Here is a 12564-nt window from a genome sequence, read left to right on the forward strand (position 1 = left end):
CCGCGTGACGGTGGCGCGACGAAAGCCGCTTCAATCAGGAATGGAAACGAACTAGGTTTCCTCCACGAGGATGTTCTCGGAGGAGATGCCAATGCCTTCCTTGTTCGACATATTCGCCCAAGCCCAGAACGGCGCCGGCATGCAGGCGCTGGCCCAGCAATACGGGCTCTCGATGCAGCAGACGCAGGCCGCGGTGCAGGCGCTTCTGCCTGCCTTCTCGCAAGGGCTGCAGCGCAATACCGCCGACCCTTACGGGATGGGCTCCTTCATGACGGCGATGGCGAGCGGCCAGCACGCCAAGTATTTCGAGGACGCCACGAGGGCCTTTTCGCCGCAAGGCATCAATGAGGGCAACGGCATTCTCGGCCATCTGTTCGGCTCGAAGGACCTCTCGCGCGCCGTGGCGAGCCAGGCCGCGCAGGCGACTGGCCTCAGCCAGCAGGTGCTGCAGCAGATGCTGCCGGCCTTGGCCTCGATGATGATGGGCGGGCTGTTCAAGCAGACCAACAATCAATTGAGTGGGGGGCAGATGCAGGCCGCCGGCTTCGGCGGCAGCGGCAATCCGCTCGGCGATATCATCGAGGAGATGATGCGGCAGAGCGGCGTTGCGCCAGCCCCGCAGCAACGCCAGGCGCCACAACCGGCGCCCAATCCCTATGGCGAGAATCCGCTCGGCAAGGTCCTGCAGGACATGTTCGGCGGCGGCGCGCCGCAGCAGCAGCCGCAGAGCCAACCGCAGCAGGCGCCCAATCCCTACGGGGAAAATCCCCTCGGCAAAGTGCTGCAGGATATGTTCGGCGGCGGCGCGCCGCAGCAGCCGCAGGGCCGGCCGCAGACTCAGCCGACGCAAAGCCCCTATGGCGACAACCCGCTCGGCAAGATCTTCGAGGAGATGCTGCGCCAGGGTGGCGGCGGTTTCGGCCTGCCGGGCGGGCAACCGGCGCCGCAGCCGCAACAGCGGCAGCCGCAGCAAAGCGCGCCGCAACAGCCGCAGACCAACCCGAGCGGCCGGCCGCGAAACCCGTTCGACGACATCTTCGGCAAGATGTTCGAGACCGGGGCGCAGCAGCGCGACGAGTATGAAAAGAATGTCGGGACGATCTTCGATCAGTTCAAGCGCGACATGGACCGGCGGTAGTTTTCTCACCGACCGGCGCGATCGCCATCCACGGGCGAAGCAAGGAGCGAAGCGACGCGGCGCTACTAAAAAGAAAAATGCCCGGTCCTGGAGGAGGAACCGGGCAATGTGCAGGCTGGCCGGCGGGGAACCGGCAGGGAGTGTGGGAGCCTGCATGAGACTTGGTCGCGCCGAGCCGTGAAAAGGTTCAACGCGACCGGAAATCCAGGCAACGCGGCCGTTCAGGCTACCTGACGAGCGAGATCCTCGATCGTGTCGGCGCGCTCGCTGGCGATGGCGCGCAGCTTCACCGTCGGGTCGCGGCCGAAGGGCACGGCGACGGCGACATGGAGGTCGGCGCGGGTCAGGCCAATATCGGCAAGCTCGGCGTCCGACATGTCGCCCAGGCGATAGAAAGCGCGGCGGTTTTTCCAGGCGACATAGGCGTTGGCGAGAGCATTGAGCACGCGCGTCGCAACGGCCGGACGCGTGGTGATGCGCGGGGTCTCGGAAGCGAATTCAATCGTGGTCATGTCAGTCTCTCCTACGGGACAGAGCGGACGAAACCAGGCAAGCGGCGCCTTGGGAGAAGCGCCGTTCCGGTTTCCATTCATTGACGTGATGCATGTCGTTGCCGCCAAAACCGGGGGCCACTTTTGGGCGACATGCACTGCTTTCATGTGGACGATGCCAATTTGCCATCGCGCGATTGATTAATCCAACGAATGTTTTTAATCTGTAACATCAACATCAATGATGGGTTGGACCGATGAAAGCGCCGCTCGACCTCGATCAGTTGCAGACCTTCATCTCGATCGCCGATACGGGAAGCTTCACCCGCGCGGCCGAGGAGGTGCACCGCACGCAGTCGGCGGTGTCGATGCAGATGCGGCGGCTGGAAGAGCGGATCGGCAAGCCGCTGTTCGAAAAGGACGGCCGCACCAACAAGCTGACCGAGGAAGGCGACAGGCTGCTTTCCTATGCCCGGCGGCTGATCCACCTCAACCGCGAGACCTTGGCCGCCTTCGACGACCAGCGGCTGGAAGGCACGATCCGCATCGGCACGCCCGACGACTATGCCGACCGCTTCCTGCCCGAGATCATGGCGCGCTTCTCGCGTTCCAACCCGCGCGTCGAGCTGACGGTCGTCTGCGAGCCGACGCCGGGGCTGGTCGAGCACATCAAGCGCGGCAATCTCGACCTGGCGCTGGTGACGCACAACGACACGCGCGGCCAGTCGGAGGTGGTGCGGCGCGAGCCGCTTTTGTGGGTCACCTCGGCCAACCACGCCACGCATGAGCAGGAAACCCTGCCGATGGCGTTCGGGCGGCCGAATTGCATCTGGCGGCGTGCCGCGGTCGACGTGCTCGACCGGCAGAGCCGCGAATACCGCGTGCTGTTCTCCAGCTTCTCGGCCACGGTGATCACCGCGGCCGTGCTTTCCGGTCTGGCGGTCTCGGTGCTGCCGGAATGCGCGCTCCGGCCAGGCATGCGCGTGCTCGGCGAGGCCGACGGCTTCGGCCAGTTGCCGGACTGCCGCATCGGCATCATGCGCGGCCAGACCTCGCAGCCGGAAATCGTCGACGCCTTGGCCCGCCACATCGCCGAGAGCCTCGACAACATTTCCGTGCCGGTCAGCGAGGAGGCGGGAAGCTTCGACTTCGCCGCGCTCGCCTTCGCCAAGATGAAACGGGTCAAGGCGAACCAGATCATGCCTGGCTGGTAAAGTCAGGCGCGCGCTGCCGAAAGTTCCCGGTCGGCGGACGAAACACCCGGCAGCGCAAGCAATTGGCCGGGCTCCAGCGGCGGCGACAGCAGATAGCCCTGCAACTGGCGGCATCCCATGCCGACCAGCAGGGCTTTCTGGGCGTCGGTCTCGACGCCTTCGGCGGTCACCTCCACCTTGAGCGCCAGCGCCAGCTCGATCAGCGTCTTGACGATTGCGCGGGCGCTTTGGTCCTCGTCGAGCAGACGCACGAAAGAGCGGTCGATCTTCAACTTGTCGATCGCCTGGCGGCGCAGATAGCTGAGCGAGGAATAGCCGGTGCCGAAATCGTCGAGCACGATGTGCACGCCGGACTGGCGCAGCGCGGCAATCACCGTGCCGATCGCGTCATTGTGCTCGAGCAGGACGCTTTCGGTGGTCTCAAGCTGCAGGCGGGACGGGTCGAGCCCGGTTTGTCTCAGGATCTCGGCGACCTCTTCGGCAAAGCCGACGTCACGCAGTTGCATCGGCGAGATGTTGACCGCGATCCACGGCAATTCGGTCGTGACGGCAAAGCGGCAGGCCTCGCTCAGCGCCCATTTGCCGAGCTCGCCGATGAGGCCGCGCTCTTCGGCAATGGCGATGAATTGCGCCGCCGGCAACGCACCATGCATTTCATGGCCCCAGCGGATCAGCGCTTCGGCCCCCAGTATGCCGCGGCCGTCGGCCGCGAAAACCGGCTGATAAGCGAGCTTGATGCCACCTTCGCCGTCGAGCGCCTTGCGGAGTTCGGATTCGACCTTGCGCTTGCGCAACAGGAGATCGTCCATGTCGCCGGCGAACAGCTTGTAGCGGCCACGACCGTTCTTCTTGGCCTCGTAAAGCGCGATGTCGGCCTTGCGCAACAGGTCGTCCGCATCCGTGTCCGATCCGGACGACAGCGCGATGCCGACGCTCGCGCTGACGAAGACCTGGTCGTCGATCAGCCGGAACGGCCCGCGCAGCTTCAAGAGCAGCCTTTCGGCGATGTCCTCGGCACTTCCGACGTCGGGAACGTCGAGCAGGATGACGGCGAACTCGTCGCCGCCGAGCCGCGCGACGGTATCGACTTCGCGGATCGTGTGCTTGAGCCGCGCCGCCGTCTGGCGCACGAGCTCGTCGCCGGCCGGATGGCCGAGCGTGTCGTTGATATGCTTGAAGCGGTCGAGGTCGAGGTAAAGCAGCGCCACGCGCGTCCTGTCCTGGCTGGCGAACAGCAGCGTGCGCCGCAAGCGGTCCTCGAACAGCGCCCGGTTGGGCAGGCCGGTGAGCGTGTCGTGGAAGGCAAGATACTGCGCCTGGTCCTGACTTGTCTGCAACGCGGCCGAGGCGCGGCGCAACCTGCGCAACAGGAAGACCAGCACACCGCCCGCCAGGAGCAGCGCGACCGCCAGGGCAGGAGCGATCTTGCGCACCAAAGCAAGCCCGGGCCGCAGCTGGTCCCAGCCGATATAGCCGAGGATGACGCCGCGCGAATCGACCAACGGCACGGCGGCCGGGCCAACCTGCTCGGACAGCGGCGCCAGGCGCGCGCCCTCGAGCAGGTATTTGCGGGCGAGCTTGCCGATCACCGCGTCGTTGATGAATTCGACGGACACATGCAGATATTCGGTGCCCGGCGCCTGGGTGACCTTGTCCGAGCTCGGCACCAGCGGCATGACGCTCAAGATCGCCGGCTTGCCGTCGAGCGATACCAGATCCTCGGCAAACAACTTCGCCGGCTGGCCGGACGTGTCGGCTTCGGGTGCCTGCGCAAGCATGCCGCGCAGTTTTTCGATGGCCGGAAGAAGGACGGGCTGATCCTCGCCATAGGCGGATGCGTCGACCACCTTGCCTTCGCGCATGGCGTGGATCGCATGATTGGCGGCGTCTAGAATATAGACCCGGTTGTGGCCGTAATAGGTGTACATCCAGACACTGAGATTCTCTTCGATCCAAGTCTGGTTGCCTGCCCTCACATTGGCGATCGCGTCATCCCAGACCGAAACGCTTTCCTGCTCCCGCTCCACGGCCGCGATCTGGTCCTGGAGGCCGTCGGCGATGAACATCTTCTGCCGTTCGAGCGAGGCATTATCGGCCTGGCCGGCCGCGTAGAAGCCGAAGCCGACGACGATGGCCAAAGCGAAGGCGGCGAGCGTCAGCACGGTCAGCGTGACCTGACGCGTCAACGGGCTGCTGTTGTGGCGTGCGCTCATCACGTCCCCGGCCGGCTCCCCTGGCGCGCCAGTCAAAGCAAATCGGGCTTAAAATCGCGTTATAATATTAGCGAGGTTTCTCCGTGCTTGACGCGCGCCGATAAGCGTTCCCCAATCGCCAAATGAGTGAAACAGCAACCGAATCACGCAGCAACGCCACCGAATACACGGTGAGCGAGATTTCCGGCGCGCTGAAGCGCACTGTCGAGGACGCCTTCGGCAATGTGCGGGTGCGTGGCGAGATTTCCGGCTATCGCGGCCCGCATTCGTCAGGCCACGCTTATTTCGCGTTGAAGGACGACCGAGCGCGAATCGATGCCGTCGTCTGGAAGACCACCATGGCGCGGCTGAAGTTCCGCCCCGAGGAAGGCATGGAGGTGATCGCCAGCGGCAAGCTGACGACCTATCCCGGCAAATCCAACTACCAGATCGTCATCGACAATCTGGAGCCGGCGGGCGCCGGCGCGCTGATGGCGCTGCTCGAAGAGCGCAAACGCCGGCTGCAGGCCGAAGGCCTGTTCGATGCCGGCCGCAAGCGGCGGCTGCCGTTCATGCCCCAAGTCATCGGCGTCGTCACCTCGCCGACCGGCTCGGTGATCCGCGACATCATCCACCGCATCAAGGACCGGTTTCCGCTTCATGTGCTGGTCTGGCCGGTGCGGGTCCAGGGCGACACGACCGCCCGGGAAGTGACCGCGGCCGTCAACGGTTTCAACGCATTGACATGGGACGGACCCATCCGCCAACCCGATCTGTTGATCGTGGCGCGCGGCGGCGGCAGCCTCGAAGACCTCTGGGGCTTCAACGACGAAGGGCTGGCGCGCGCCGTTGCGGCATCCGGCATCCCGGTGATCTCCGCTGTCGGCCATGAAACTGACACGACGCTGATCGACTTCGTCGCCGACATGCGCGCGCCGACGCCGACGGGTGCGGCCGAGATCGCCGTACCGGTCAGGGCGGACCTGGAGGCGACGCTCGCCAGCCTCGGCGCGCGGCTCAACGCCTGCGCCTCGCGGCATCTGGAGCGCAAGCGCCAGGCGGTGCGCGCTGCGGCGCGGGCACTCCCCTCGCCCGACCAACTGCTGGCGCTGCCGCGCCGCCGTTTCGACGATGCGACGAGCCGGCTGGGCCGAGGATTGACGGTGAATATCGAGCGCAAGCGGGCAACGCTGGAGCGGCAAAGGCTGACGCCGGCGACCCTGTCGCGGCGCCTCAATGAAGCGCGCACGCTGACCGGCCGCGACATCGCGCGTGCCCGCGCGGCGTTCTTCGCCATCGTGCGCGAGCGCCGCGCACACTTTCAGCGCAATTCCACGCGGCTGTCGCCGGCGCCGATCATCCGACGGCAGAAGCTGCAGGCCGACGCATTGGCCGGACTGTCGCGCAGGCAGGACCAGGCGACGGCGCGGCGGCTCGACCGGCTGCGCGCGGCTCTCACCCAGGCGGACCGGCTGCTTTCGACATTGTCGCACAAAGCCGTGCTGGCGCGCGGCTTCGCGCTGGTCAAGGACGCTGACGGCGCCGTCATCAAGCGGGTCGCGGAGCTGGCGCCCGGCATGGCGCTGCAGCTGGAATTCGCCGACGGCAATGCCGAAGCCATCGCCACCAGCGGCGGCGCGCGGCCGAAGCTGGCCGCGAAATCGCCCGCGAAGGCCAAGGAGCCGGGCAATCAGGGTTCGTTGTTCTGAGGTTTCCATGAGCAACCACGACCCGCATCTTCGCACGCCATCGGGCAAGCCGCGCCTGCGGTCGTTCGGCATCGCGCTCGACGGCACGCCCGGCCGTTTCAACGCCATCACCGACGTACCGGGGGTGTCGGTGGGCTACAGAACGCTGATTTCAGGCGACGGTCCGCTGCAGGTCGGCATCGGCCCGGTGCGCACCGGCGTCACCGCGATCCTGCCACGGCCGGTCGCCGATCTCGCGACGCCGGTGTTCGCCGGCGTGTTCAGCCAGAACGGCAATGGCGAGCTGACCGGGACGCATATCATCGAGGAAACCGGCGCCTTCAATTTCCCGGTTACCATCACCAACACGCATTCCTGCGGCGTCACTCGCGACGCCACCTTGCGCTGGATGCACAAGGTGCTGCCAGCCGCGCTCGATACCGGCTGGGGCCTGCCGGTGGCCGCCGAGACCTATGACGGCTTCCTCAACGACATCAACGGCCATCATGTCGGCTTCGAGCATGTCGCCGCCGCGCTCGACAGCGCCAGCGGCGGGGCCATCGAGGAAGGCAGCGTCGGCGGCGGCACCGGCATGATCACCTTCGGCTTCAAGGCCGGATCCGGCACCGCCTCGCGCGTCGTCGAATGGCAGGACAGGCGTTATACGCTCGGTGTCTTCGTGCAGTCGAATTTCGGCCAACGGCGCAATTTCACCATTCGTGGCCGGCGCATCGGGCCGAAGCTTGTCGACCCGGCGATCCGCGAGGCGACGGCGCGCGCCGAAAAGGGTTCGATCATCGCTGTCGTCGCCACAGACGCGCCATTCCTGCCGCATCAGATGAAGCGGCTCGCCCGGCGGGTGCCGCTCGGCATCGCCATGACCGGCGGCTACGGCTACCACAGTTCGGGCGATATTTTTCTCGCCTTCTCGACCGCCAATCCGGAGGCCGCCGAGGCGGCTTCCGGCCGCATCGCCCGCGCGGAGTTCATCCCGGACGTCGACATCGACCCATTCTTCGACGCGGTCGTGCAAGGTGTCGAGGAAGCGATCCTCAACGCATTGGTGGCGAACGAGGAAATGACGGGGCGCGACGGCAATTTCGTGCCGGCGCTGCCGAAGGCATGGCTGAAGGAAAAATTCGGATAGAGCGTTTCACGGAAACGCTCTATCTTTTTGTTTTACGCAATTCCGGACGGAAAACCGTTACACCCTTTTCCTGGAATTGCTCTAAGAGCCGGCCTGTTGCAGGCGGCTGTTTATTCCGCCGGCTTGTCGGGCTTCGCTTCGCTGGTGCCCTCTTCGGCGGCCTCCTCGAGGCGCGACGCGATCAGTTCCTGGATATCGCCGACCTCTTCCTGGATGTCCTCCAGGAGAATGCCTGCCTCGGCAGCCTTGGCGCAGCACTCCTTGGCAAGGGTCTCGGCCTGCTCGATCTTGATCGGCGAATGCTGGCATTGGACTTTCTCGCCAATCCATCCGCGCAAGAACTCGATCGCATGTTCACTCATACTGCTTCTTCCCTAGCGGCTAAGCCGGTTGGTAGCCATGAACGTCCGTACCCCCCATTCGAGCCGAGTCGGCCTCGACCGGCAAGACATCTTGCCCGTGGTTCGCGAAACCGAAGGAATGGAAGGGTTGAAGGTGCACGTTCAGATCGTTGAGAATGATGGGATTGTCGGCCGGGATCGACAGAAGGCCGCCGTTGTTGTTTTTGCTGGCTTTTTTCTATGTTCGACAGCGCATTTGTATCACAATGGGTAGCACAGACTGTGTCATGGCTTTCCGGTCAACGCTGCCCCGGCCTTAGCTGGAGCAGGCGCTATATAGTGGCATCCTCATGCGATGTCGACTCGGGGTCCTTCATCGGGGCGACTACCTCCCCAGAAGATTGCGCTCGACGGTCCTCAGATGCGTCAGCATCGCGTTGCTGGCGCCTTCGGAGTCGCGCGCCAGCAAGGCATCCAGGACGAGCTGGTGCTCGCTGCAATAAGTGGCGCGGCGCTCCTCCGAGAAGGAACGCTTCTTCATCTCGAACCATGGCCGCTGATTGCGCAGGATGCGCATGAGATTGTGGATCTCCTTGAGGAAGTCATTGCGCGAGCAAGCGAATATGCGGTGATGAAATTCCGCGTCCCAGTGCTCGAACGTCGGCATGTCCTGGGATGCGCAGGCGATCTTGTGCGCCTCGCGCACGGCGTTCAATTCGCCAGCGCTTGCGTTGGTCGCGGCGAAGGATGCCGCCGCCGGCTCCAGCAACTGCCTGATCTCCATCATGTCGGCCGGGCTGGTCCCTTCCATCCGCGCGACGGTCGTGGCCATGGAATCGGGATTGGCTGCCGTCAAGAAGGTTCCGCGACCCACATGCCGTACGACCGTGCCGTCATCCTCGAGCAGGCCGACGGCGCGGCGCACGGTGTTGCGCGCCACACCGAACTCGCTCGCCAGGTCACGCTCGGGCGGCATACGGCCGTTTTCCATCCATTCGCCCAGCGAAATCCGTTTCTTCAAGGCGATGGCGATGTCGTTGGCAACCAGCTTGGGCATGTTTGGCAGCGTTTATCTGATCCAATAATGAACCATTCATAGCAGCTTTTCGTGCGCCCGTCTATCATGCAGACCTGCCAGTAGGCCCGCAGTTGCATGGCCGCGAGCATTGGAACTATTTCATCCAGCCAATCCGAATCCAACTTGCGGCCTAAGCCAATTGGCGCTAGCGTGTTTCAAAAGAGCGGAAAATTGGCTCAAAATTGGTTCACGGGAGGAACTTCATGCGGGTCGCGACTTTCTCGCTCGCCGGCGAAAGGCGGGTCGGCCTGGTCGATCTTGCCGCCCAGACTGTCGCCCCCTTCGATTTTCCCGTCGAGCGCGCCGAGACCGGATTGCTGGCGCTGATCGAACGCAACGGAGCCGGCCTGCCGCGCACCCTCTCCCCGGTGCCGCTGGCGGGCGTAGAGATCGAAGCTCCGATTCCACAGCCACGCCGCAACATCTTCTGCGTCGGCAAGAACTATTACGAACATGCGCACGAATTCGCCCGCAGCGGCTTCGATTCCAGCGCCGGCGCGGGCGCGGTGCCAAAACACCCGATCATCTTCTCCAAGGTGCCGGAATCGGTCGTCCCCAACCACGCCAGCGTGCTGATCGACTCCTCCGTGTCGACGGCGATCGACTATGAGGCGGAGCTCGCCGTCATCATCGGCAAGGGCGGCCGCGGCATCTCGAAAGAGGAAGCCCTCGACCACGTCTGGGGCTATACGATCGTCAACGACGTCACGGCGCGCGACCTGCAAGGCAAATACAGCCAGTGGCTGATCGGCAAATCGCAGGACACGTTCTGTCCGATGGGTCCATGGGCCGTCACCAGGGACGAATTCGATCTCGCCAGCGCCGGCATCCGCTGTTTCGTCAACGAGGACCTGCGCCAGGATTCCAGGATATCGCTGCTCATCTTCGATATCCCGACCATTATCGCCGCGCTGTCGCAAGGCATCACGCTCAAGCCCGGCGACATCATCGCCACCGGCACGCCTGTCGGCGTCGGCATCGGCTTCGATCCGCCGAGATATCTCAAGCCCGGCGATGTCGTGCGCATCGAGATCGACGGCATCGGCACGCTGGAGAACCGCTTCGTGGAGAGGCCGCAATGACGACCGTGACCGTCGGCCAGGTCGTCGCGGAGGTGACCGGCGAAGGCGCGGCCGTGGTAATGATCCACGGCCTCGGCGGAACCTCGAACATGTTCCAGCCGCAGATGGGGGCGCTGACGGGCTACCGAGTCGTCCGGCTCGACCTGCCGGGCTCGGGCCGTTCGCCGCAGCCGATCGAGCCGCTCACCATCGAAGGGATGAGCGAAGCCGTGATCCGCGCCATGGCCGGCATGGGCGTTACCTCAGCGCACCTCGTCGGCCATTCGATGGGCACCATCATCTGCCAGCAGATCGCGGCGACACAGCCCTCCTTGGTAGCTTCGCTCGCGCTGTTCGGCGCTTTGGCCGAACCTGCGGAAGCGACCCGGCAAGGCTTGGCCAACCGAGCCCGTCTGGCACGCTCCGGCGGCATCGCCGACATCGCCGATCAGATCGTCGCCAACGCGATCTCGGCGCACACCAGGGAGACATCGCCCGCGGCAGCGGCCTTCGTGCGGGAATCGATCACCCGCCAGGACCCCGAATCCTATGCCCGCACCTGCGAGGCCCTGGCCAAGGCGACAGCTGTCGATGCGCGCCGGATTTCGGCGCCGACCCTGCTCGTCACCGGCGATGCCGACACGGTCAATCCGCCAGGCGTCGCCCAGGCGCTTGCCGACAAGATCAAGGGAGCCGTATTCTCCTCGCTCGATCGGTGCGGACACTGGGCCACGGTGGAAAGTCCGCGCGAGAGCAGCTCGAAGCTCGCCGATTTTTTGAGACGGGTTGATAGGTGAGGATTTCGGATCGGGCGTAGACTTACGCGCTCGGCAAGTTGGGAGGCTTGTTATGGCAGACGAAAACTGGGCCGGAAACGGGTCGGGAAGCACGCTCTTCACCAATGTGCGCGTGCTGGACGCATCAGGTGAATATCCCTACACCGGCGAGGTGCTGGTGCAGGGCAACCGCATCAAGCAGATCACCAAGGGCTCGTCCCGCTTCGGCTCCTCCGCGTCGTCTTCCTATAATGGCGGCGCGCCAGGGGGCGTCACCGTGATCGACGGCATGGGCGCGACGCTGATGCCCGGCATGATCGACGCGCATCTGCATCTGTCCTGGAACAACGCGCCCGGCATCGATCCCATCCAGATGATGGAGATCGAGGAGCACATGCTGGTCACCATGGAGATGGCCAAGCTGGTGCTCGATGCCGGCTTCACCGCCGGCCGGGGCGCGGCCGCCGCCAAGCCGCGGCTCGACGTCGTCGCCAAGAAGTTCATCAACCAGGGCCGGTTTCCCGGACCGCGTTACCTCGCGGCGGGACCGGAGATCACCACGGTCGGCGGCCTCGGCGATTCCGCGCCCTCGCATATTCCGCATGAGGGCCTCAATCTCGGCATCGTCGTGTCCGGCCCGGAGGAAATCCGCCGCACCGTGCGCCAGTTGATCAAATACGGCGTCGATTCCATCAAGCTCAACCTCTCCGGCGAGAGCATCACCGGCATGGGCGCGGAGGAAACCCCGATGTCCGAGGAAGAGGTCGCCATGGCCGCCTCCGAGGCGCGCTGCCGCAACAAGGTCCTGTCGGCGCACGCACGCTCTTCCGGCTCGGTCAAGCAGTGCGTGCGCCACGGCATCCAGAACATCTACCACGCTTCCTTCGCCGACGAGGAAGCGCTCGACATGCTGGAAGCGGTCAAAGACAGGCACTTCGTCGCGCCGGGCATCGCATGGCTGATCAACACCGCGCGTTACGCCGAGCAGTGGGGCATCAAGCCCGGCTCGCCGCTGTCGCTCGAATATGAGCGCGAGCTCGAAATGTGCGTCGACACGATGAAGAAGATGCACCGGCGCGGCATTCGCGTGTGCATCGGCGGCGACTACGGCTTTGCCTGGACGCCGCAGGGCACCAACGCCAAGGACATCCAGACCTTTGTCGAGATGCTCGGCTTCTCGCCGATGGAAGCGATCCAGGCCGGGACCAAATATGGCGGCCAGATCATGGGCATGGGCGACGAGCTCGGCCTGATCAAGGAAGGCTACCTCGCCGATATCCTGTTGATCGACGGCGACCCGATCTCGGACGTGCGCATCCTGCAGGACAAGAACCGCATCCTCGCCATCATGAAGGACGGTAAGTTCCACAAGGCGCCGCGCATGAACGAGCAGCGCCGGCGGCTGACCGCATGAGCATACTCGACCAGCCATCGTCGT

Annotated in this window: 11 protein-coding genes; 7 read left to right on the forward strand and 4 right to left on the reverse strand. The window is 64.7% G+C overall.

Annotation, left to right across the window (positions count from 1 at the left end):
- Positions 1-91 precede the first annotated feature (91 nt).
- Positions 92-1138: a DUF937 domain-containing protein gene (locus tag FJ956_RS18000; protein WP_140679276.1), complete on the forward strand. Its 1047-nt coding sequence runs from the start codon at positions 92-94 to the stop codon at positions 1136-1138.
- A 221-nt stretch (positions 1139-1359) separates the two neighbouring features.
- On the opposite strand, the gene FJ956_RS18005 is transcribed toward FJ956_RS18000, so the two are convergent.
- Entirely contained in the window at positions 1360-1650 is a 291-nt protein-coding gene (locus tag FJ956_RS18005) for a DUF1127 domain-containing protein (protein WP_140679278.1), read from the reverse strand.
- Positions 1651-1886: 236 nt separating this feature from the next.
- Here FJ956_RS18005 and FJ956_RS18010 point away from each other — a divergent pair, with 236 nt between their 5' ends.
- A complete protein-coding gene (locus FJ956_RS18010) occupies positions 1887-2843 on the forward strand; it encodes a LysR substrate-binding domain-containing protein (protein WP_140643877.1) in 957 nt (318 codons plus the stop codon).
- 2 nt (positions 2844-2845) lie between these two features.
- Here FJ956_RS18010 and FJ956_RS18015 read toward each other — a convergent pair whose 3' ends face one another.
- Complete coding sequence (locus FJ956_RS18015) at positions 2846-5056, reverse strand: EAL domain-containing protein (RefSeq protein WP_140679280.1); 2211 nt, start codon at positions 5054-5056, stop codon at positions 2846-2848.
- Between the two features lie 122 nt (positions 5057-5178).
- Here FJ956_RS18015 and xseA point away from each other — a divergent pair, with 122 nt between their 5' ends.
- Both xseA and FJ956_RS18025 read left to right on the forward strand, forming a co-directional pair.
- Positions 5179-6744: an exodeoxyribonuclease VII large subunit gene (gene xseA, locus FJ956_RS18020; protein WP_140679282.1), complete on the forward strand. Its 1566-nt coding sequence runs from the start codon at positions 5179-5181 to the stop codon at positions 6742-6744.
- Positions 6745-6751: 7 nt separating this feature from the next.
- The gene (locus FJ956_RS18025; RefSeq protein ID WP_140679284.1) at positions 6752-7870 is read left to right on the forward strand and encodes a P1 family peptidase; all 1119 of its coding nucleotides are present in this window, start codon (positions 6752-6754) and stop codon (positions 7868-7870) included.
- Between the two features lie 110 nt (positions 7871-7980).
- Here FJ956_RS18025 and FJ956_RS18030 read toward each other — a convergent pair whose 3' ends face one another.
- Both FJ956_RS18030 and FJ956_RS18040 read right to left on the reverse strand, forming a co-directional pair.
- Positions 7981-8232, reverse strand: a complete 252-nt coding sequence (locus FJ956_RS18030) for a DUF768 domain-containing protein (protein ID WP_140643874.1) — start codon at positions 8230-8232, stop codon at positions 7981-7983.
- Between the two features lie 364 nt (positions 8233-8596).
- A complete protein-coding gene (locus tag FJ956_RS18040) occupies positions 8597-9268 on the reverse strand; it encodes an FCD domain-containing protein (protein WP_140679288.1) in 672 nt (223 codons plus the stop codon).
- A gap of 224 nt (positions 9269-9492) precedes the next feature.
- Here FJ956_RS18040 and FJ956_RS18045 point away from each other — a divergent pair, with 224 nt between their 5' ends.
- The 3 genes from FJ956_RS18045 to FJ956_RS18055 are packed head-to-tail and all read left to right on the forward strand — an operon-like array spanning position 9493 to position 12540.
- Positions 9493-10371, forward strand: coding sequence for a fumarylacetoacetate hydrolase family protein (locus FJ956_RS18045; RefSeq protein ID WP_140679292.1), 879 nt, complete (start codon positions 9493-9495; stop codon positions 10369-10371).
- Complete coding sequence (locus FJ956_RS18050; RefSeq protein WP_140679295.1) at positions 10368-11147, forward strand: alpha/beta fold hydrolase; 780 nt, start codon at positions 10368-10370, stop codon at positions 11145-11147. Before FJ956_RS18045 ends, FJ956_RS18050 begins: the two co-directional genes overlap by 4 nt.
- A 52-nt stretch (positions 11148-11199) precedes the next feature.
- Positions 11200-12540: an amidohydrolase family protein gene (locus FJ956_RS18055; protein ID WP_140679298.1), complete on the forward strand. Its 1341-nt coding sequence runs from the start codon at positions 11200-11202 to the stop codon at positions 12538-12540.
- Positions 12541-12564 lie beyond the last annotated feature (24 nt).

Origin of the sequence: Mesorhizobium sp. B2-4-3, from assembly GCF_006442815.1 — a bacterium.
GTDB lineage: Bacteria > Pseudomonadota > Alphaproteobacteria > Rhizobiales > Rhizobiaceae > Mesorhizobium.